The sequence below is a fragment of the Nonomuraea turcica genome (assembly GCF_030718205.1).
Classification (GTDB): domain Bacteria; phylum Actinomycetota; class Actinomycetes; order Streptosporangiales; family Streptosporangiaceae; genus Nonomuraea.
The window spans coordinates 1-20,845 of record NZ_JAUZQF010000021.1 but is presented as its reverse complement, the minus strand read 5'-3'; the positions used below and the strand labels follow the sequence as shown (position 1 = coordinate 20,845).

Below are 20,845 nucleotides of genomic sequence, written 5' to 3'. Positions count from 1 at the left end.
TCAGACCCTTGCGTGAGCGAGGCTGGCCACGACCTTGACGCCGACCTTGCGCGTGTAGCACCACCAGGTGAGCGCGAAGCAGGAGGCGTAGAAGAGGCCGAAGGCGAGGAAGGCGGGGGCGGGGGTGCCGGCCGCGGCGAACGCCATTCCGAACGCCCGGTTGATGAGGAACCCGCCGAGCGCTCCGACCGCCGAGATGATGCCGATGGCGGCCGAGGCCTGACGCTTGCCGTACAGGAGAGCTTCCTCGCCCTCGCCGCGCTCGGCCACCGCCTTGGCCTGGAAGATCGCCGGGATCATGCGGTACGTGGAGCCGTTGCCGATGCCAGAGGTGAGGAACAGCAGCTGGAAGGACAGGAAGAACAACCAGAAGTTGCCGGAGGAGCTGGCCGCCCAGACCAGCAGCACGCCGCCGCCCATCACGGCGAAGTTCCACAGCGTGACGGGGGCGCCGCCGAGCTTGTCGGCCAGCCAGCCGCCGACCGGCCGGATCAGCGAGCCGACCAGCGGCCCGACGAACGCCACGACGGCGAACGGAGCCTCGGGGAACAGGCTCTTGCTCAGCAGCGGGAAGGCGGTGGAGTAGCCGATGAACGAGCCGAACGTGCCGATGTACAGGAAGGACATGATCCACGTCTGGGCCTTGCCGGCCACCGCGAACTGCTCACGCGGGTTGGCCTTGGCGCTCGTCAGGTTGTCCATGAAGAACCAGGCGCAGACGGCGGCCACGACGATGAGCGGGAGCCAGAACCAGCCGGCGGCGGCCAGCCCGAGGGTGCCGATGACCAGCGGCATGACGAGCTGCACGGAGCTGACGCCGATGTTGCCGCCCGCGGCGTTCAGTCCCAGCGCCACCCCCTGCTTGCTGCGGGGGTAGAAGTAGGTGATGTTGGCCATGCTGGAGGCGAAGTTGCCGCCACCGAACCCGGCCAGCGCCGCGATCACCAGGAACAACCAGTACGGCGTGGTCGGGTTGCTGACCGCGATCCCGAGGCCGATGGCCGGGATGAGCAGCAACAGTGCGCTGACGACGGTGAAGTTGCGTCCGCCGAACTTGGCGGGACCGAACGTGTACGGGATCCGCAGCACGGACCCGATCAGGTTCGGCAGGGCGACCAGCCAGAACAACTGGTCCGTGGTGAACTCGTAGACCCCCATTTTGGTGGCCACGATGCTCCAAAGCGTCCACACCGTGAAGCCGAGGTGCTCGGCAGCGATCGAGAAGATCAGGTTGCGGCGCGCAACGCGCTTGCCTGAATTCTCCCAGAAGGCTGGGTCATCGGGGTGCCAGTCGGCGATCCAGCGCGCCATCGATCTCTCCTACGCTCGGCGTCCGGGGATCTCCAAGGTAGGAATGGCTCGTTACGCACTTTGACAGTCCGTGGCTGTGCGCTCGTTACATGTGATTCACCGCTGTAACAAGCCGCGCACAAGCGTCACACCGGAAACACGATCGTAATGTTCGGTTACAGCCGCGCCCCCCGGGTACCAGCTCTCACAGCAAGGGGGGAACCATGATCAAAACGCTGCACAAGATGGGCATCAAGTCCAACCACATGTATCTCGCGGGGCTGTGCTCGATCGGGCTGGCCTGCACATCCTGGATGGCCTCACGGAGCACCGAATACTCAGGCCTTGATCGCGCCGACCGGTGGGGGCTCTTCGTCGGCGAGTGGGCACCCACGTTCTTCGCGATCGGAGTCGCGCTGCGCATGGAGGAGACGCGTCGTGACGTCGAGGAGCCGAGCATGGAGAGGTTCGAGGAGACCCAGCGCATCAGGCCCAGGACGCACGCCGGGGTTTAACGCATATATGTCACGCAGGTCACGTCACCGTGCGTGACCTGCGCGGCCTGGTCCTCAGTCCTGCCGCTCGGCCAGACGCCGCAGCGGCTCGTCGGTCAACCGGTACTTCAGCCACTCATCCTGCCTGAGCGCGCCGAGCTTGTCGTAGAAGCCGATGCTCGGCTCGTTCCAGTCGAGCACCGACCATTCGAAGCGCTGGTATCCGCGCTCCTTGCAGATCCTGGCCAGTTCCCCCATCAACGCCAGGCCGTGGCCGCCGCCGCGGTGCTGGGGGCGTACGTAGAGGTCCTCCATGTAGATGCCGTGCACGCCCCTCCAGGTGGAGAAGGTGAGGAACCACAGGGTGAAGCCGACGGCTTCACCGTCCTGCTCGGCGATGTGGACGAAGGTGGCGGGAGAGTCGCCGAAGAGCGCTGCGTGCAAGTCCTCCTCTGTGGCGCGCACCTCGTGGGCGGCCTTCTCGTATGTGGCGAGCTCACGGATCATGTCGAGGATCGCGGGCACGTCAGCGGGCGTTGCGGGACGAATCATGCCCCTCAGCGTACGGCCGGTGCGGTGCTGTGGCGTTCCACGAGCACGCTCGGGACCAGGCGCTGCGCCGGCGGGCTGTCCGGGTCGGCCAGGTGGTCGATGAGGGCCTCCACGGCGGCGGTGGCGATCTCCGTGGCGGGCGGGGTGGCCGTCGTCAGCTCCGGATCGGTCGACTCCGGCTCGCCGTTGGAGCACAACACGAGCGACAGCCGCTCGGGAATCGGCCGCCCGAGCGCGCGTGCCTCATGCATCGCGCCCAGCGTGGCCTCCCAGTTGTAGGAGATGATCGCCGTCGTCTCCGGCGCCGTGTCCAGCAGCTCGCGCAGCGCGGCGCGGCCCGCCCTGACGGTGTGCTCGCCGGCCACGATCGTGCAGCCGAGCCCGAGGTCCGCGCAGGTGCGGCGGACGTCGTCGGCGAAGCGCACGGCCGCGCCGATGCCGTGCGAGCCCCGCTCGTACGGCGCGTTGAGCATGCCGATCGTCCGGTGTCCGAGCCCGGCGAGGTGCTCGGCCACCATGCGCGCGATCTGCGGGAAGTCGGCGTCCGCGTAGGGGACGTGGCCTGGCGTGTGGGTGCGCCCGATCAGCCCGACCGGGATGCCGGCCGACTGGAGGAAGCTCACCCGCTCGTCCGTGAGCGTGACCTGCATGAGCAGGAACCCCTGGACGAGCCCGGCCTTGGCCAGCTGGCGGAGCTCGTGCAGGTCGTCCGGGCCTGAGGTCCACAGCACCACGTGGAAGCCCCGCGCGCGGGCGGCGTCGGTGGCGGCCAGGACGTACTCCAGGTCCGATCCCACGATCGTGCGCGGCTGGGAGGGGAAGACGATCGCGATGATCCGGCTGCGGCCCCCGGCGAGGGCGCTGGCCATGGCGTTGGGGGTGTAGCCGAGCTGCTCCATGGCGTCGAGCACCTTGCGGCGGGTCTCCGGGCGGATCGACCGCGCGCCGGTGAGCACATGCGAGACGGTGCCGGTCGAGACACCGGCGAGGCGAGCGACATCAGCTCTGGTGACCATGCGAGAGCCTGATCTACCAGCGGTCGTGGACCTGGGGGCGGATGAGCTCGTCGTAGATGGCCTGCACCGCGTCGAGCGTCTCGGCGGGGAGCGGCGCGACAGACGCCGCTGCCGCGTTCGCCGTCGCCTGGGCGGGGTTGCGCGCCCCCGGGATGACCACCGAGACGCCCTCCTGGTCCAGGATCCAGCGCAGCGCGAACTGGGCCATGGTCACGCCTTCCGGCACCAGGGGCGCCAGACGGCGGACCGCCTCCAGCCCGGTGGAGAAGTCCACGCCGGAGAAGGTCTCGCCGACGTCGAAGGACTCCCCGCGCCGGTTATAGGTCCTGTGGTCGTCGGGCGCGAACGTGGTGTGCTCGTCGTACCGGCCCGACAGCAGGCCGCTGGCCAGCGGGACCCGGGCGATGATGCCCACCCCCGCCGCCCGCGCGGCCGGCAGCACCTGCTCCAGGGGCTTGAGGCGGAACGCGTTCAGGATGATCTGCACGCTCGCCACCCCCGGCCGGGCGATCGCGGTCAGCGCCTCCTCGCAGGTCTCCACGCTGACCCCGTACGCGGCGATCTTCTCCTCGGCCACCAGCGTGTCCAGGGCGTCGAACACGGCGTCCGCCGAGTACACAGGGGTCGGCGGGCAGTGCAGCTGGACCAGGTCGAGCGTGTCCACGCCGAGGTTCTGGCGGGAGCGCTCGTTCCAGGCGCGGAAGTTGGACATCACGTAGTTCGAGGGGATCTGCTCCACTCGCCGGCCCATCTTGGTGGCCACGGTCAGCTCGGGGCGGCCCTTGGCGAAACTGCCGACGATCTGCTCACTGCGCCCGTCGCCGTACACGTCCGCGGTGTCGATGAAGGTGACGCCCGCGTCCACGGCGGCCTCGAGCGTGGCGAAGGCCTCATCTTCGGAGACCTCGCCCCAGTCGGCGCCAAGCTGCCAGGCCCCGAGGCCGACGACGCCGACCTGGCGTCCGGTGCGTCCCAACATACGGTGTTCCATGGGTGGCTCTCTTCCTGTCCAACACTGCCCACCCTGTATTCCACCATGGGGCTCGCTCTTTGCCCGCCCCAGCGGCTCGCGCGCCGGCGTCACCGGGGACGGTAACTGCAGCGCAGGCCCGTCTGCACGGTGGCCCGCAGCTCCTCCCCCATCACCGGATCCACGGCCGCGATGCGCGACAACGCCCGCCTGATGGCCTTGCCGACGGCGATCCTGGCACGCTCCTCATTACCCGCGAACGGCCGCGACCGCCCGCCGATGCCGGTCGCCGCGGACAGCTCGGCCACCAGCCACTCATGTTCCAGCCGCAGCGCCGCCACCCGTGCCAGATCGTTCATGGCCTCGAGCTCGTCGATCTCGGTCTGCAGCTGCGCCAGCCGCTCCCAATAGGCGTCCCTGGCCAAGTCGTCGAGCACCGGCTGCGCCGAGACGTCCTCGGCTCCGCGCGACCACGTCCCCGCGGCCAGGTCGACGGCCAGGATCTCGCGCCCGGGATTGTCGGCCAGCGCGGCCAGGTACGCCATGCCCACACTGTGCTCCACCAGCGTGACCCGCCCGCCCAGCTCGACCTGCCAGTGCCGCCCCTGCCTGTGGAAGCGGCAGACGCGCCGCCCGCCGTCCGCCCGCCCCACCACGGCGGGCAGCACCATGCCCAGCTCTTTGGCCTCCCGCGCGGCGGCGACCTGCTCCGCGAGCGCCGCCTCGTCCCGCGGCCCGTCGCGCAGCGCCAGCGCCTGCCCGAGCCGGCACCTGGACAGCGCGGCCGCCGGCCAATGCCCCAGCGCCAGGTTCGCCTGCACGGCGGTCCGCAGGTGCCCGACCGCCCGCTCCAGGTCACCGAGGGTGAGCGCGGCCATGCCCAGGGCGTGGTGCACCGAGCCGAAGCAGACCACGCCGAGGCTGCCGATCACCGGGAGGTCCGCGAAGGGGCTCAGCAACGCGTACGCCTGCGCCGCCGTGGCGGCGTCCTGGAGCAGGTGCGCGGTCTCCACGACGCAGTACATCGAGACCAGCCAGCTGCTCGACCTGGGCAGGTCCCCCAGATCCCGCCCGCGCAGCCGCGCCAGGTGCCCGGCCGCCGACCGCCGGTCCCCCGCCGTCGCCGAGGCCAGCGCCAGAGCCGCCACGTACGAGTTGTCGATCGGGCTGAGCGTGGGCGAGCTGACCAGGTCCTGGAGCGCGGGCAGCGTCTCGGCGGCCCTGCCCTGGTACCAGCGGATGGCGCCGAGCTGGCCGCCGTACCAGCCGGTGGCGTCCATGTCGCCGGCCGCGACGCCGCGTTCGAAGCACTCCCCCGCCAGCTGCTCCGCCTCCCCGAACCGTCCGGCCCGGATGGTCAGCATGACGTCGATGGCGTTGACGACGTACCCCGCCGCGAGATAGGTGTTCGCGTGCAGCCGACCGCGCAGCTCCTCCAGGCACCGCTCGGCATGCGGATCGGCGGCCAGATAGAGATCAACCGTCCGCCACAGCAAGCCCATCATCAGATCGCCCGTGCGCTCGGTGACCGCCGCCTGGCCGATCAGCTCCCTGGCCAGCTCCAGCCGGGCCGCCCCGTGCTCGGGCCCGAGCAGGCAGTGGTGCGCCAGGCTCAGCGCCTCCGCCAGCGCCAGCGGATCCCCGGAGTTCCTGGCCTGCCGCAGCAACCCCATGATCGCCTCGTGCCCGCCGGCGCGGTAGTCCTCCTCGCCCCGCATCCGCACCCGTAACCGAAAGGCCAGCGGCGAGGCGGGATCGAGCAGCGACAACGCGTGCCGCTGGCGGGCGCGTACCATCTCGGATTCGGCGCACGTACGGTGCTCGTGCACCCACACCCCGCCCAGCCCCAGGGCGGCCACCCCGAGCGCGATCGGATCGCCGCACAACTCCGCCTGCCGGTAGGCGGCGTCGAACCAGCGCCGCGCCGTCTGCAGATCCCCGTTCACCTGCAGCGCACGCTCGCCCAGCGCGAGCGCCACCCTGAGATCCGAGCCTATGGCCGGCAGCACCTCCGGCCGCTGTGCTACGCCCACGTTTCCGCTCCCCCTGTCGCTCATCTGAGCTGAGCGTTCGGACGGGCCCCGAATACCATTCCGGGAGTAGGACGTTCGCCGGCCCCGCGCTCAGCCGCGTAGCGGCACGACGACATCTGAGCCTGGCCAAAAAACAGAGGGCGTGATCTCTACGATCACGCCCTCTGGGGGGCCGTAGCCCCGGAGAAGCCTGCGCCGTCTTATGCGGCGTTCTTATCGTACAGCAAACACAGATCCCACCGCTCTCCTATGCTCTGAGTAGTCAAAGCAACACCCTACGTTCGCATCTCCCCGAGGTCGCAGGATGCACAGCACGTCCCCCGGACGGGATCCCTCATCGTCCTACTCCCGGCATGTCACCACACGCATGCTGGACTTCAGCAGGCCCAGGGCTCCCTGGTCTCTCCGGCTCTGGGATGTCAGTTCTTTCCTGGCTCTGGAGGAGCTGCATGAGGCGGGCGCCTGGGTGGACCGTCGGGTGCTCTCTCAGTCGGCGCTCGACTGGCAACGGCACGAGATGGAGCGGCTGCTGGGCAACGACCCGGCACTCGGCTCGAAGGCCTTCCGGCGGGAGCTCCAGGAATGCCTGCGGACGACACTGACGGTCGCCAGCGACGGCCGCAGGAAGCTGCGCCACCTCATCGACCTGGGCCGTCCCGGCTACCTCGTCCGCTGGGCCGCGTGTGTGGCCGAGGCCGACCCGCCACCGCCGGAGAAGGTCGCCAGAGCGGTCGCCTCTCATCTGCTTGACAGCGGGCACAGCATGGACGGCCTCAACCGCTGGCTCCGTGAGGACAGGCTCGGCCTGTCGGCCACAGAGCTGATCAGCGAGGCCTCCGGGCTGCTGACACTGCCGCCGACGTGCTGGACGGTGGTCGTTCCCTTCGCCACCTTGCACAACTGGGAAGAGCTGGCCGCGGAGCTGCCCCATTGGATCGGCGCGCGTGAGGCCACGGAGCTCATGGCCTCCGCCGGAGCGAAGCCGACCGCTCACGTCATCGGCGCCCTTTCGTACGAGGTCGAGGCACGAGACGCGGAGCGGGCACTGGAGATCGTCTCGGATCTGGTCGAGCGCCTTCAGGCGCGCGCCCGCTTCGCCTCGACCGGGTCGGTGACGCCGTTCGACACGGCCATCGTGCTGAACCAGGGCAGCGCGATGCCGCTCCGGATGCCCGCACGGGGCGCCCGGGTCCTGTCCCTGGCCGCCGAACGTCAGCTCTACGTGGTCGGAGCAGAGCCGCAGCGCCTGGCCGACCGGCGGCGCAGCGCCGTGGACGAGGCACTGGAAATCGCCTCGGCCCTCAACCACGGCCCGCTCGCCCCGGCCGTCGCCGGCGGGTGGAGCGCTCTGGAGTCGCTGTTGACCGAGGCGCGTGACCCCGACGAGCGAGAGCGCGTCGTCGCCGCTTCACGCGCGGCCGCGCTCGTCACCTGCTCCTGGCCGCGGGCCGAGCTGACCGCGCTCTCCTATCGCATCCGGCGCACAGGAGACGGAGATCTGGCCGAACGGCTGGAGCAGTGCGCCTCCAACCGGGAACGCGCCATCTTGATCGCTACTGAGCTGGCACAGGGTCATTCGCTTCCCTTGGAACGTTCCTGGCGCCGCAGGAGCGACATCGCGGCTGTCGCCCGGATGCGGGCGCTGCTCGCCGACCCGGCCGCGGTGCTCGCCCGAGTGCGCCGCTACGTCGAGATCTCCCTGCGCAGGCTCTACCGCAGCCGCAACATCGTCCTGCACGGTGGCTCGACGGGCGGGGTGGCACTCCAGGCGGCCCTCAGGGTGACCGCACCCCTGGTGGGAGCCGCACTCGACCGGCTGACGCACGCCGACCTGGTGGCCGGGGTCCCGCCTCTCGTCCTTGCCTCCCGCGCCGAGACCGCCCTGTGCATGGTGGGTGACGACATGGGACCAGGTCTCTGCGACCTGATCGAGTGATCGCGACTGCAGTTGAACGGGATCTACCCGGAGCCGTCCCCGGCTCGAGTACGCCTCACCTCGCCCCCACTCATTTTGCCGTGGTGGTGTCGAGACGGCCGGGCCGGCTCCGACCTTCTCGTGACGGCGCCGGATGGCGGCGCCGGTGGAGCAGAAGGAGACCCGCGATGAGCAAGGTCGTGCTGGATGTGTCGATGTCCTTGGACGGGTTCACGGCCGGACCGAACGTCCGGGAGGCGGAACCTATGGGGGACGGCGGCGAACGGCTGCACGAGTGGATGGCCGCGAAGGGGCCGGATGACGGGGTCGACATCGGTATCCGCCGGCAGGTGGACGCGGCGGTAGGGGCCACCGTCATCGGACGGCGTACCTTCGACCTCGGCTTGGGCCCGTGGGGCGGCACGCCATGGCCCGGCGTCCCGAGCTTCGTGGTCACCCACCGGACCAGGGACGACCTCCTCGGCGACAACGGCGGGACGTTCGCCTTCGATGGACTGGAGGCGGCAGTCCGACGTGCCAAGGACGCCGCGGGGGACAAGGACGTCCTGGTGCTGGGTGCGGACGTCGCCCGGCAGCTGCTCAGGGCAGGCCTGCTCGACGAGATATGGCTCCGCCTCGTCCCCCTGCTGCTGGGGGCGGGCACACCGCTGTTCGCCGGGGAACGGGCCGAGCTGATCCCTGTGGGGGAACCCGTAGCGGGGACCGCGCCCGTGACCCACCTGCGCTACCGCATCCCGAAGCCCTGACACCATGACGCCCTGACGCCCGCTTGCCCCGCAGCACGGCGCAAGCGGGCCTGGCGGCCATGGCGGCTCATCGCGCACTGGTGCGACGTCCTGAAAAGCCCCGGACGCTGTCGACCCTAGAGCGCAAGCAGAGGTGCAGGCACCTGAGGGTTTCACGCACAGAGGCGGAAGCCGGCCTGTGCGAAAGTTTCGGTCAACAGGTTCCCTCCGAGCGGCATCCGCGATATATCTACGCAAGGCATAGCAACCGATTTCTATGTCCCCGGAGCATTCGAACCCCCCACCCGGAGGAACCCCCCAATGACCGACCCCCACGGCATCGGGCTGACCAGGCGCACCTTCATCCAGGCCACAGGCGTTGGCGCTGCCGCGTACTCCCTGGTCGGCGCGATGGCCGGCACCGCGAGAGCAGACGACAGGCCCGAGGTCGCCGACCGGCTGGTGGTGTACCCCATCCCGGCCGGAGTCCCGACCAACACGAGCTTCTCCATCAAGGCGCGCACGCCGAGCGGCGAATGGCAACCGGTACCTGTCCTCCGTGGCCAGACCAAGACCATCAACGAGAAGACGGGCTCCGGCATCGTCCGGAACACCTCGGTCGCCACCTTCGACTTCAACGGCACCGTGGAGGTCGAGGTCACCTCGTCCAAGGGCGCCATCGGCTCCGCGCGGATCCGCCCGCTGTCGTACGACATCAAGCACGAAGTAGCCGGCGACACCGTGCGCTTCACCCTCAGCGAGCCCCGTAACCTCTCCATCGAGATCGACGGCGAGATCTTCGACAACCTGCAGCTGCACGCCAACCCGATCGAGGCGCAGCGGCCGGAGCCCGGCGACCCCGACGTCATCTACTTCGGCCCCGGCCTGCACACCGTCGCCGGCGACGTGGTGATGGTGCCCAGCGGCAAGACGGTGTACCTGGCCGGCGGCGCGGTGCTGAAGGCCCGGGTGGAGTTCCGCAACGTCGAGAACGCCCGGCTGCTCGGCCGGGGCATCCTGTGGAACGCGGACGGCGGGGTCCTGGCGGCGTTCTCCAAGAACATCGAGATCGACGGCATCATGGTGCTCAACCCGCGCAGCGGCTACGCCTGCACGATCGGCCAGTCCAAGCAGGTCACCGTCCGCAATCTGCACTCCTACAGCCACGGCCAGTGGGGTGACGGCATCGATGTGTTCAGCAGCGAGGACGTCCTGATCGAGGGCGTCTTCATGCGCAACAGCGACGACTGCATCGCCATCTACGCCCACCGCTGGGACTACTACGGCGACACCCGCAACGTCACCGTACGTGACTGCGTCCTCTGGGCCGACGTCGCGCACCCGGTCAACATGGGCACGCACGGCAACCCGGAGAAGCCCGAGGTCATCGAGAACATCGTGTTCAGCAACATCGACGTCCTCGACCACCGCGAGCCCCAGATCCTCTACCAGGGCTGCTTCGCCATGAACACCGGCGACAGCAACCTCATCCGCAATGTCCGCATCCAGAACGTGCGGGTGGAGGACTTCCGCTGGGGCCAGCTGATCAACATGCGCGTCATGGCCAACAGGTACAACGCCTCGCCGGGCCGGGGCATCGAGAACGTGTACGTCCGGAACCTGAAGTACGACGGCAAGAACGCGAATATGTCGGTCATCGTCGGCTACGACGCGGACCGCCCTGTCAAGAACGTCACCTTCCAGAACCTGGCGATCAACGGCACGGTCATCGCCGACACGATGCAGAAGCCGCGCTGGTACCTGACCCAGGACATGGTGCCGATGTTCGTCAACGAGCATGTGAAGGACCTGCGCTTCCTGGACTCCGCCACCGCCGCGTCCACCGTCGCCCCGGAGATCACCAGTGCGGGCGAGGCCACGGCCACCGCGCGCCAGATCGTCAACCACCTGATCACCGCGACCGCGTTGCCGACGTCGTTCGACGCCGCGGGTCTGCCGAAGGGGCTCACGGTCGACAAGAACACCGGTCTGATCTCCGGGACCCCGCAGGTCCCCGGAACGTACACGGTCACCGTCTCGGCCACGAACACCGTGGGCACGGCGACGAAGTCCCTCTCCCTCACCGTCGGGCACCCGGCATGAGCGAGGAGTCGCCCGTGCTTCCCCTCAACCGGCGGTCGTTCCTCGGTGCGGCGGGGCTCGCGGCCGTGGCCGCGAGCGGGCTGCTGTCCGCTTCCGCCACGCCCGCGTGGGCTCTGGACCCGGAAGGAGCCTCGAACGCGGACGAGGCGTTCGCCTTCGCGCATCCCGGTCTCCTGCACTCCCGCGCGGATCTCGACCGGATGAAGTCCGCGGTCGCGGCCGGACGCGAGCCGATCGCCTCCGGCTTCGCCGCGATGGCCGCCCACGCCCGTTCCCAGCACACCTACGCCGTCCAGAACACCGGGCAGATCACGACCTGGGGCCGCGGTCCCACCAACTTCACGAACCAGGCCGCCTCCGACGCGGCCGCCGCTTACCAGAACGCCCTGATGTGGGCGATCACCGGCGACGTACGCCACGCCGACAAGGCTCGTGACATCCTGGACGCCTGGGCCGCCTCCCTCACCGGCATCACCGGCGCGGACGGGCAGCTCGGCGCCGGCCTGCAGGGTTTCAAGCTCGTCAACGCCGCCGAGATCCTCCGGCACAGCGGCTACGACGGCTGGCCCGAGGCGTCGGTGCAGCGCTGCGTCCGCTCCTTCACCGAGGTGTGGTATCCGGCCGTCTCCGGCTACTGCCTGTACGCCAACGGCAACTGGGACCTCGCCGCACTCCGCACGATCCTCGCCATCGCCGTCTTCTGCGACGACCGGGTGATGTTCGAGGACGCCATGCGGTTCGCGACGGCCGGCGCCGGCAACGGCTCCGTCCTGGGCCGCATCGTCACGGCTGCCGGTCAGGGTCAGGAGTCCGGCCGTGATCAGGCCCACGAGCAGCTCGCGGTCGGACTGCTCGCGGACGCTGCCCAGGTCGCCTGGCAGCAGGGCGTGGACCTGTTCGGCTACGCGGAGGACCGGATCCTCGCCAACTTCGAGTATTTCGCCCGATACAACCTCGGCGACGACTCCGTGCCGTTCACACCCGACCTCGACCGGACCGGCAAGTACATCAAGACGGCCGTCTCCAACCGGCAGCGCGGAGTGTTCCGGCCGCTGTGGGAGATGGCCTACGCCCACTACGCGGGACGCCTCGGCAAGCCCGCTCCCAACACCGAGAAGGTGATCTTCCGGGGTGCGGGCGGGACGCGCGTGGTCGAGGGCTACAACGACGACCACCCGTCATGGGGAACCCTCACCTTCGCCGGTACGGAGCGCGGCTCCGGCCTGCCGACGGGAGCGCCCACCGCTCCGGCCGGGGTGACGGCGGCGTCCGGCGGCGCGGGTATCGACGTGGCGTGGCCGGCGGTCGTCGGAGCCCAGACCTACGCGGTGTGGCGGAAGGAGCCGGAGGCCGACACGTACACAATGCTCGCGGAAGGGCTCACCACGACCTCGTACACGGACCGCACCGCGGCCTCGAGTCGTGCGTACGCGTACACGGTCACGGCGTCGGCCGGCCAAGGCGCCGGTCCTCGGTCGCTGCCCGTCGTGGCCGCCCCGGGACTGCCCGCTCCGTGGCGTACCGGCGACATCGGTGATGCCCGGCCGAAGGGCTCGACCGGGTACGACGGTGAGCGCATCACCATGGAGGCCGGCGGCGCCGGAATCGCCGGCGACGCCGACTCCTTCCGCTTCGCCTGGCTGCCGCTCACAGGGGACGGGGCCGTCACGGCCCGGATCGTGTACCCGCTCAGCTCGCAGTACTCCCAGGTGGGCGTCATGGTGCGCGGCTCCCTGGAAGCGGGCGCCCCCCACGCGGCGATGCTGCTGCAGGGTCTGCCCCTGCACGCCTGGAGCGGGGTGTGGACGATGCGGGCAGCTACCGGCGGCGCCACGCGCGGCACCGGCTCCCTCCCCGTGCCGCCATCACAGCGCCCGGCAATCACGGTGAACGCCGCTTTCCCGATCTCCGAACTCGGGCCGCTGCCCGAGTCGGCGACGCCACTGGAATCCCCCTATGTGGAAGCGGCGGGCGACGGCTACCGGCTCCGGATGCCCTACTGGGTGCGGATCACGCGCAAGGGAGACCGCCTCACGGGTGAGATCTCACCGGACGGACACGAGTGGGCCACAGTGGGATCGGACGACCTGCCGCTGGGCCGGCACGCCCTGGTGGGGCTCGCCTTCACCTCCTGCCTGGGGGTGTCCGAGGACTACGCGGAGACCGGCACGGCCTGCTTGGACAACATCACGGTCGAGGGCGGCAGCACCGGCTGGTCGGTCCCGGAGCCGCAGGGCGGCGTGAGCGTGGTGCAGGCGGCAGCGGACGGCTCCGCGGTCGAGCTCGAGTGGCGGGACCACGACCTGTCGGGGCGGTACACGGTGTGGCGCGGGGACACCGAGCGCGGCCCCTACCGGGTGCTGGCCCCCGGCATCGCCCCGATCGGCTTCGGAACCCGCACCCGGTTCAGGGACGCCACCGGCGTGCCCGGTCGCACGTATCACTACGTGGTCGCGCGCAACAACACGGCCGGAACGGGGCCGCGTTCACGTCCGGTGAGCGCCCAGATGCCCCAGCCGTCCGCGGCGCCCGCGCTGTCCGTCCCGAAGGCCCTGTACGGCAACGCCGCGCAGCCGTTCCGCCTCGTCGTACGCGCCACAGGCGATCCCGTGCGGTTCACCGCAACAGGATTGCCCGGCGGGCTGACCCTGGATCCCCGGACCGGCCTCCTCTCCGGCACCCCTGCTGCGGCCGGGGAGTACACCGTCCAGCTGACGGCTGAGAACGCGAAAGGCTCGGCAACGGCGGCACTGGCGCTGTCCGTGGCCGCCGCCCCACCCGCCCCCTGGGCGTACCGTGACCTCGGCGATGTCGTCCACGACGAGCGGCTTCTCGGTACGTACGGCGTGGCGTTCGTCCGCACACCTGGGATCACCCACCATGACAACGGGGTCTTCACCGTGCGAGGCGCGGGCGTCGACCTCAACGTCAACGGGCAGGGCGCGAGCGCCCACTTCGCCTACGTGCCACTGACCCAGGACGCGGAGCTCACGGCCCGGCTGACCCGGCCGACCGGCGCACCTGGCCGAATCGGGGTGGTGATGGCGAAGTCGCTCAATCCCTTCGACCTGATGGCCGGGACGGTGGTGGCCGCGGGAGGAAGCGGTGTGTGCCAGTTGATCCGGCGCACCAAGGTGGCCGGCAGCGCACCCGCGGTGAACGGTCCGTCGTTCTCCGGCGGCCCGGTGTGGCTCCGGCTGCGGCGCGCGGGCCTGGTCTTCACCGCCTCCGTGTCGGGCGACGGCGAGACCTGGACGACGGTGGGCCAGGACACCCTGGCGGCCTTCGGCGACGCCCCGTACTATGCGGGCCTCGCCGTGACGTCCGGAAGCCCGGACACCCTCGCCACCGCCGTATTCGACCAGGTCACGTTGCGTACCTGAAGCGACCGCACATCGCCGTCCCGCGGAGGACGCCGGGTGGCCTTGAAGCCGGAGGCCGGCTCCAAGGCCACCCGGCGGATTCCCGGAATTCGGAAGGCCCTTTGGAACGATCCATAGGCGAGTCTTCCGAACTTTTGCAAGGATGCCCCGCGTGACCGAAAACGTGGAGTGGCCGGGTGAGCCGACAATTCGACCGAGCGAGACCACCGTGCCGACGATGTTGTGCGCGTCGGTGGAGGAGACCTGCGCGTTCTATGAGGCGCTCGGATTCGAGGCGATTTACCAGCAGACCAAGCCGTATGTGTATCTGGCGATGCGGTGGAGCGGATTCCAACTGCATTTCGTGGCAACCCCCAAAGACCTGGATCCGGCCCGGGAGGATCTGGGGGGCTGCCTGGTCATGGTCGACGCCGTGGCGCCGTATCACGCGGCGTTCGTCGCGGCGATGCGCCGGGCATACGGGAAGATCCTGAGTTCCGGGCGTCCGCGAATCACTCGGTATCGGCCGGGAGCGAGCCGGTTCACGCTGGTCGATCCTTCAGGTAACTCGATCATCTTCATCCAGCGAGACGAGCCGGCCGAGCTGGAATACGGCGGGTCGAAACAGCTGACAGGCCTGGCCAAGGCGCTTGACAACGCCCGGATCCTGCGCGAGTTCAAAAACGATGACCTACAGGCCTTCCGTGCGCTCAAATCCGCGGTACGGCGGCACAGCGCGGACGCCCCGGTGGTTGAGAGAGCCCTGGCTCTGTGTCACCTGATCGACCTGGCCACGGCCCTCGGCGAGCCCACCGCGCCGTGGCTGGAGGACCTGCGCGGGCTCGAACTGTCCGCCGAGGACCGACGGCGCATCGAGTCCGAGCTCGGGCATCTTCCCGGCCTCCAGGACTGGCTGCCCTAGACCAATCAGCTTTGGTCTGGTGGCACGAAGAGTCGACCCGAACTCAAGCCCCACGGACGCCCACCACCGAGCTCCTCACAGAAAGGGTGGGACCTGCCGGGCCAGGATGAAATGTAACCAGAACTCGAGCAAATGTAACCAGATCGCGGTTACATTTACTCATGAGCCGGCACGTGTATTCATAAGCCGGCACGTGAACGAGTTGGTCGCACGTCTAGCGTTGCTTGAGGCGGAGTGCCTCTTTACGGGTCTCGGCCTGGATGGACCGCTCGCGCTCCAGCCACGCCGGGTTCTCCGCTTTCAGCGCATCGATCTCAGCGGTGGTGAGCGGTTCGGTGATCCCGCCTCGGGCCAGGCCGGAAATGGAGACCCCGAGCTTCGCCGCGACGACCTGCTTGGGGTGCGGGCCGTTACGGCGCAGGTCAGCGAGCCAGGCGGGTGGCCTCGACTGCAATTCGTTCAGCTCGTCCCTGGAGACGACACCCTCCTGGAACTCGGCGGGAGTGGCCGAGAGGAGGACACCCAGCTTCTTGGCCGCGGTCTCGGGCTTCATCGTCTGGGTAGTCTTCGATTTGGGCGAGGTCATAACGCCAAGGGTAGTCAGTCGGAACGGGTTTCCTGACATCGGTACCCTGAGGAAGTGACTGATGGGGAGACCGGCAGAGCGTTCCGGCTGGCGTACGTGCCCGGGGTGACACCCGCGAAATGGGTCAACGTCTGGACCGAGAGGATGCCCGGCGTGCCGATTACCCTGATCACGGTTCCCACCGCCGAGGTGGTGGGACTCCTGCGGGATGGCGGCGCCGACGCCGGATTCGTCAGGCTGCCGATCGACCGGGACGGCCTCAGCGTGATTCCTCTCTACGTGGAGACCACGGTGGTCGTGGCGCCCAAGGACCACGCGGTGACCGCCGCCGACGAGGTGGCCATGGCCGACCTGAGCGAGGACGAGGTGTTCCATCCTCTGGACGACACCATCGAGTGGACGGTCCGGCCCGGGCTACCCGCGTTCACCCGCCCCGACACAACGGCGAACGCGGTCGAGTTGGTAGCTACCGGCACGGGGCTTCTCCTGGTTCCGCAGTCGCTGGCACGCCTCCACCACCGCAAGGACCTCACGTACCGGCCGGTGCCGGACGCGCCACAGTCTCAGGTCGCGCTGGCCTGGCCCACGGACGCGACCACTGACCTGGTGGAAGACTTCATCGGCATCGTCCGCGGCCGGACAGTGAACAGCTCGCGAGGCCGCACCCCCGCCTCCCCTGCGGAGAAACCGGCACAGCGGCAGGCGCAAAAGCCCGCACAGAAGGGCTCCGGCCGCCGGGCCGTGCCGGCCAGCCGCAAAAGGAAGGGCCACCGGCCTCGGTAACCTGCAGCCCCGAACCTCCGGTTCGGACACGCTTGGGGAGAGTCGCTCAGATAGTCACTCAGCGGGAACGGCCCGGTCGTGCTCCAGGAAGACCGCCTACCCAGCTCCCGTGCCGTGGCTGCGGTTGGCCCGAAGGCGCCACAGCGTAATGGTGCTGCCGCCCGGGACAGACCCTCGGATCGGCATGCCGGGCGTTTAGGCAAGCGACGAGCCGCCGTACGGCAGTGCGCCCCGCTTGATCTTCATCAAAGCGATCCGGCAGGATGACCTCCGAAAGAGGGGGCTTACCTCCGCGACCCCAGGAGCTGACTCAAGTGGACTTCACAGTGGCATGGGCAGTCGCATTAGGGCTCGGGTGCGTCGTTGCTGCATCCGGGATATACACACTCGCTATTAAGCGACTCCCTCGCCCGTTAAGGGGCAGGCGTACGCAATATGAGCCGCGCCGTCACGGCTTGGGACAACTATTCATGGGTCTCTTCTCCGTTTTCCTGTCGCTGTCCAATATGGTGATGGGCTGGTCACACGCATTGTCCCTGGCGCTGATCTTTCTGGCGATGGGATGCACCGTGGCGGGTTCGTGGTTCTTGCTCTCGGCGATGACCTCCCGCCACAGATCTTGAGCGCGCCCACCCGTTTGGAGGAATTTGAGCCCCTACCTGGGCAAACGTTCCACCGAGATCCCCGACTGCCTCCTCGCTCCAGACCATGGTCACCCAGATGTTCACTCAGTGGGGACGGCCCGGCCTTGCTCAAGGTAAACCGTCTCTCCCAGCTCATGGGCGGTGGCGGCAGCTTTGAGACGGCGCGCGAGGCGCTCGATCAGCAGACCATCAATCAGACAACCGCACCCTATTGAGCGCGATTGGATGATTCCGGTCCGCCGAAGCTGCGCCAGAGGCCCGCCAAAGGTGATTGCTGAGCTGGAATCGGCGCACCCGCTTGCCGGTGCCGCTGCGGATCTGAGGACTACCGCCCCAATCGGCGATGACCACACTCATCACCACCCCATCCCCACCGAAGCCGGCGACCCATACCGGCAACGCGATCGCCGCCGGCTCCGGAGCGAGCCTCAAAGATCTCATGCAGCGGATGGGACACAATTCCGTCTGTGCCGCGCTGATCTACATGCGGGGGTACCCCTCGCTTGTAAGAGTAGCTATTCGATCACTGGAGCTGGCGTTTTGGCTGCTCAGGCCTACATACAGTGTGCGCTCATGTGCAGGGTCGTGCTGTGGTGAGCGTCCCTGATGTCACTCAGTTTGTCACCTGCTGGAAGCTTCGGGCCCGAACTGTGTTCCTCAGCTCCATTAAGCTCCCGGCGTGTACGAGGGGCTACGTCGAATTCAAGAACCGCTCACCGCCGCCACCCTGGCTTGCCAAGCGCGGCAATCAAGGATGGAGCACCTTCTGGCCCGACGACATGCAGACGCGGGAAATCGACAAAGCGACTTCCGATGCATTCAAGAACTCGCAATTTCCTCCCGTTTCCGCTCATCATTCTGATCCCTGCGCGGGAATGCCGAGCCGGCCGCGGTACGGATGAGGTTCCTGCCAAGTCTCTTCCCAGAAGTACAGGTACGCGAGATATTCAGGGAGGTCCGGGCGAAGATGACGGGAGAAGTTGGGATCGTCAGGCTTTCGCAGCAGCACCGTCCAGTACTCCTCGGCCGCGCGCTGGACATCACCAAGGCCGTATTCGGCCGTTTCCTCCAAGAAGTTGTGCTCGACGCGAACCGTGTCGCCGACGAAGATAGCGGTGTAGATGTTTCCCGGGTACTCCTGCGCCTTCTCTCCCGCGGTCGCCTTGGACACGCTGTCGAGGACGTCCAAACAGCGTCCGAAGTTGTTTCCGACGTCGGAGGAGAGCAAGACGGCGAGGGGAGCGAGCCGATCATCGGAGCATCGGTACTCGACGCTTCCGCCACGCAAATAGAATTCCAGACCATTCAAGGTTGCCTCCTCTAGAGTTTGGGCCAGCCGTGGCCGACGTCCCCGGTCGATCGGTCGTACCAACCCTCGACCCGGATGTCACCGTCGGACCTTAGAGAGAGCGGGTATATCGCCGGTATGTTTGATCGGCCAGTGAACCCGTCTGCCCATCCCACCTGCGATTTCATGCCCCTCTCCACCTGCCCGTCAGCCGTCGTCCCACCCGAAGAGGTAGCGGGGCTGCCCAGTCGCGCGCCCGGTGCCAGGGCCGTGATGGAGCGGAGGCGGCCCCGCGGCTGGTCTGCTAGGGCTTGCCCTGGGACGGCGGCAGGCGGGCAGGCTTCCACGGCAACCCCTCAGACGGACAGGGAACGATCTTGACTGCCCGGAGCCGGAGCGCCCCCACCGGAGGCATGTAGTAAGGCCGGCTCTGTGATCGCGCGCGCATGCGCTGACCGGCTCGTCCCCGTGACCGGAGAAGTGTGCCAGCTCGGGCCGGAAGGCTGTCAAAACTCAGTGGTAAGCGGATCTCGGGGTATGCATAATCACCGGTTATGTCGATGACGCCCCTGACCGGGCCGATGTGTACGCGCGAATCACTCGCCGCCGAGTTGCGTGAGATTGGCGTTCTCCCTGGTGAGACCCTTCTCGTGCACTCCTCCCTCAGCTCGCTCGGCTGGGTCTGCGGCGGTCCTGAGGCCGTCGTTCAGGCGTTGCTCGATGCCCTTGGTGACGACGGGACTTTGGTGGTGCCGACACACTCGGGGGACAACTCGGATCCGGCGAAATGGGGCAATCCGCCGGTGCCTGAGACATGGTGGGCGGATATCCGTGCATCGATGCCGCCCTATGACCCGCGCACGACACCAACCCGCGGTGTCGGTGTCATCCCGGAGACAGTCCGCAATTGGCCGGGCGCCGTCCGCAGCGCCCATCCGCAGACTTCCTTCGCGGCCCTAGGTCCGCGCGCCACTGCGATCGTGGACGGCCACACGCTGAACTGCCAACTCGGCGAGCGAAGCCCGCTCGCCCGCCTGGAGGAAGCAGAGGCGCGGATCCTGCTCCTGGGCGTGGGCTTCGCGACGTGCACGGCGTTCCATCTGGCCGAGTACCGGATTCCCGCGCCACAGGTCGATAACTCCTTCGCGGTCATGACCCCGCAGGGACGCCGTTGGGGGACCGTGCGTGACATTTCGATCAGCGACGAGCGCTTCGGTGATCTGGGGGCGGCCTTCGAGAGGGAGCGGCCGGTGTTCCAAGGCAAGGTGGGTGCGGCCGAGACTCGGCTGTTCTCCCTGGCTGACGCCGTCGCATTCGCCGAGGTCTGGCTGGCCGAGCACCGGCCGCGTACTGCCTCGACCTGATGTCCCGCTCTGTCGCCGATCAGGCGGCTCGGGCGAGTTGGAGGGGCGGGGTAGTACGCGGCCGCCCCTGGCCGCCGGCGGCGGTCACATTAGGTCCTCAAAGGCCCCGCTCTCGATTCCCTCCCGAAGAACCAGACCGATTCGGTCCGGACGCCTGCGCAGTGTCAAAGCCGGACGAGCACGACGCGTCCCCGCCGCGCTTTAGCGGCTCAGGGTGCCTTCTGATCCCGGGTCTGGCCATGATCGGCGTCCGACTCCATGATCTGGATACGCGCTTCCTCAAGCTGCCGCATGATGCGTTGGGCCCCGCAGGCCTCGGCGGTGGCATATGCCACCTCCGCCAGCGCCAGCGCGTCGTCACGCCGACCTTGCGCAGCGGCTATGTAGATCAGTCCTACCTGATTTGCGGCGACGCCAGCCAACAGCCCGATTTCCCGGCGCAGTCGCGTCGATTCCTCCAAACGCTCCCGGGCGGCATCCAACCGACCTGCGGAATGGTCCGCAATCCCTAGGTGCCGAAGCGCTTCCGACTGGGTATGCCGGTCGCCCGCCAGCGTGGCCAGGTCGTATGACTGCTCAAGGAGGGGAATGGCGCTATCGAGATCACTCCGTACGACCTGGTGAAAACAGCCCACCCAGAACACCGACTCAGCTTGTTCTTTATCCTCCGGATTGTTGTGCTGAGCGGGGTTTGATCGTTTCGGGGACAGCAAGACGGCCTTGAGTGATCATGTGCGGTGTCGAGTCGCTAGTGATCGCTACAAGGCCGTGAGGGTG

Annotated in this window: 16 protein-coding genes; 8 read left to right on the top strand and 8 right to left on the bottom strand. The window is 68.4% G+C overall.

Translation table 11 applies throughout. The features are described from left to right. Window positions 1-1,311: an MFS transporter gene (locus tag Q9G87_RS42330; RefSeq protein ID WP_305922255.1), complete on the bottom strand. Its 1,311-nt coding sequence runs from the start codon at window positions 1,309-1,311 to the stop codon at window positions 1-3. A gap of 203 nt (window positions 1,312-1,514) precedes the next feature. Here Q9G87_RS42330 and Q9G87_RS42325 point away from each other — a divergent pair, with 203 nt between their 5' ends. Next, the gene (locus tag Q9G87_RS42325) at window positions 1,515-1,805 is read left to right on the top strand and encodes a hypothetical protein (RefSeq protein WP_305922254.1); all 291 of its coding nucleotides are present in this window, start codon (window positions 1,515-1,517) and stop codon (window positions 1,803-1,805) included. Between the two features lie 54 nt (window positions 1,806-1,859). On the opposite strand, the gene Q9G87_RS42320 is transcribed toward Q9G87_RS42325, so the two are convergent. From Q9G87_RS42320 to Q9G87_RS42305, 4 genes are all read right to left on the bottom strand, one after another. Further along, window positions 1,860-2,336 carry a GNAT family N-acetyltransferase gene (locus Q9G87_RS42320; protein ID WP_305922253.1) on the bottom strand — a complete coding sequence of 159 codons (477 nt, stop codon included), beginning with the start codon at window positions 2,334-2,336 and terminating at the stop codon, window positions 1,860-1,862. A 5-nt stretch (window positions 2,337-2,341) separates the two neighbouring features. Then, a complete protein-coding gene (locus tag Q9G87_RS42315) occupies window positions 2,342-3,352 on the bottom strand; it encodes a LacI family DNA-binding transcriptional regulator (RefSeq protein WP_305922252.1) in 1,011 nt (336 codons plus the stop codon). A gap of 13 nt (window positions 3,353-3,365) precedes the next feature. Beyond that, window positions 3,366-4,343 (bottom strand): aldo/keto reductase, encoded by a 978-nt coding sequence (locus Q9G87_RS42310; RefSeq protein WP_305922251.1) that lies wholly within the window; start codon window positions 4,341-4,343, stop codon window positions 3,366-3,368. 89 nt (window positions 4,344-4,432) lie between these two features. Beyond that, window positions 4,433-6,355, bottom strand: coding sequence for a hypothetical protein (locus Q9G87_RS42305; protein WP_305922250.1), 1,923 nt, complete (start codon window positions 6,353-6,355; stop codon window positions 4,433-4,435). Window positions 6,356-6,659: 304 nt separating this feature from the next. Here Q9G87_RS42305 and Q9G87_RS42300 point away from each other — a divergent pair, with 304 nt between their 5' ends. The 5 genes from Q9G87_RS42300 (at window position 6,660) to Q9G87_RS42280 (ending at window position 15,403) form a co-directional block, all read left to right on the top strand. Continuing rightward, on the top strand, window positions 6,660-8,291 hold the full coding sequence (locus Q9G87_RS42300) for a hypothetical protein (protein ID WP_305922249.1): 1,632 nt from the start codon (window positions 6,660-6,662) through the stop codon (window positions 8,289-8,291). Window positions 8,292-8,458: 167 nt separating this feature from the next. Further along, window positions 8,459-9,037: a dihydrofolate reductase family protein gene (locus Q9G87_RS42295; protein ID WP_305922248.1), complete on the top strand. Its 579-nt coding sequence runs from the start codon at window positions 8,459-8,461 to the stop codon at window positions 9,035-9,037. Window positions 9,038-9,337: 300 nt separating this feature from the next. Further along, window positions 9,338-11,119 carry a putative Ig domain-containing protein gene (locus tag Q9G87_RS42290; RefSeq protein ID WP_305922247.1) on the top strand — a complete coding sequence of 594 codons (1,782 nt, stop codon included), beginning with the start codon at window positions 9,338-9,340 and terminating at the stop codon, window positions 11,117-11,119. A gap of 14 nt (window positions 11,120-11,133) precedes the next feature. Next, entirely contained in the window at window positions 11,134-14,502 is a 3,369-nt protein-coding gene (locus Q9G87_RS42285) for a putative Ig domain-containing protein (RefSeq protein WP_305922246.1), read from the top strand. A gap of 142 nt (window positions 14,503-14,644) precedes the next feature. Next, window positions 14,645-15,403, top strand: a complete 759-nt coding sequence (locus Q9G87_RS42280; protein ID WP_371825910.1) for a VOC family protein — start codon at window positions 14,645-14,647, stop codon at window positions 15,401-15,403. Window positions 15,404-15,617: 214 nt separating this feature from the next. Here Q9G87_RS42280 and Q9G87_RS42275 read toward each other — a convergent pair whose 3' ends face one another. After that, window positions 15,618-15,989 carry a DUF5997 family protein gene (locus Q9G87_RS42275; protein ID WP_305922245.1) on the bottom strand — a complete coding sequence of 124 codons (372 nt, stop codon included), beginning with the start codon at window positions 15,987-15,989 and terminating at the stop codon, window positions 15,618-15,620. A 54-nt stretch (window positions 15,990-16,043) separates the two neighbouring features. Here Q9G87_RS42275 and Q9G87_RS42270 point away from each other — a divergent pair, with 54 nt between their 5' ends. Then, the gene (locus tag Q9G87_RS42270; RefSeq protein ID WP_305922244.1) at window positions 16,044-16,772 is read left to right on the top strand and encodes a LysR family substrate-binding domain-containing protein; all 729 of its coding nucleotides are present in this window, start codon (window positions 16,044-16,046) and stop codon (window positions 16,770-16,772) included. A 1,497-nt stretch (window positions 16,773-18,269) separates the two neighbouring features. Here the strand turns inward: Q9G87_RS42270 and Q9G87_RS42265 are convergent. Next, a complete protein-coding gene (locus tag Q9G87_RS42265; RefSeq protein WP_305922243.1) occupies window positions 18,270-18,725 on the bottom strand; it encodes a hypothetical protein in 456 nt (151 codons plus the stop codon). A 533-nt stretch (window positions 18,726-19,258) separates the two neighbouring features. Here Q9G87_RS42265 and Q9G87_RS42260 point away from each other — a divergent pair. Then, window positions 19,259-20,068 (top strand): aminoglycoside N(3)-acetyltransferase, encoded by an 810-nt coding sequence (locus Q9G87_RS42260; RefSeq protein WP_305922242.1) that lies wholly within the window; start codon window positions 19,259-19,261, stop codon window positions 20,066-20,068. Between the two features lie 209 nt (window positions 20,069-20,277). On the opposite strand, the gene Q9G87_RS42255 is transcribed toward Q9G87_RS42260, so the two are convergent. Continuing rightward, on the bottom strand, window positions 20,278-20,712 hold the full coding sequence (locus Q9G87_RS42255) for a tetratricopeptide repeat protein (RefSeq protein ID WP_305922241.1): 435 nt from the start codon (window positions 20,710-20,712) through the stop codon (window positions 20,278-20,280). Between the last annotated feature and the right edge of the window lie 133 nt (window positions 20,713-20,845).

Bases quoted from the DNA above. Each gene is read 5' to 3' on its own strand.
- Q9G87_RS42275 (WP_305922245.1), bottom strand. From the start codon at position 15,989: ATGACCTCGCCCAAATCGAAGACTACCCAGACGATGAAGCCCGAGACC.
- Q9G87_RS42310 (WP_305922251.1), bottom strand. From the start codon at position 4,343: ATGGAACACCGTATGTTGGGACGCACCGGACGCCAGGTCGGCGTCGTC.
- Q9G87_RS42330 (WP_305922255.1), bottom strand. From the start codon at position 1,311: ATGGCGCGCTGGATCGCCGACTGGCACCCCGATGACCCAGCCTTCTGG.
- Q9G87_RS42300 (WP_305922249.1), top strand. From the start codon at position 6,660: ATGCACAGCACGTCCCCCGGACGGGATCCCTCATCGTCCTACTCCCGG.
- Q9G87_RS42320 (WP_305922253.1), bottom strand. From the start codon at position 2,336: ATGATTCGTCCCGCAACGCCCGCTGACGTGCCCGCGATCCTCGACATG.
- Q9G87_RS42325 (WP_305922254.1), top strand. From the start codon at position 1,515: ATGATCAAAACGCTGCACAAGATGGGCATCAAGTCCAACCACATGTAT.
- Q9G87_RS42315 (WP_305922252.1), bottom strand. From the start codon at position 3,352: ATGGTCACCAGAGCTGATGTCGCTCGCCTCGCCGGTGTCTCGACCGGC.
- Q9G87_RS42290 (WP_305922247.1), top strand. From the start codon at position 9,338: ATGACCGACCCCCACGGCATCGGGCTGACCAGGCGCACCTTCATCCAG.
- Q9G87_RS42295 (WP_305922248.1), top strand. From the start codon at position 8,459: ATGAGCAAGGTCGTGCTGGATGTGTCGATGTCCTTGGACGGGTTCACG.
- Q9G87_RS42280 (WP_371825910.1), top strand. From the start codon at position 14,645: ATGCCCCGCGTGACCGAAAACGTGGAGTGGCCGGGTGAGCCGACAATT.
- Q9G87_RS42260 (WP_305922242.1), top strand. From the start codon at position 19,259: ATGTCGATGACGCCCCTGACCGGGCCGATGTGTACGCGCGAATCACTC.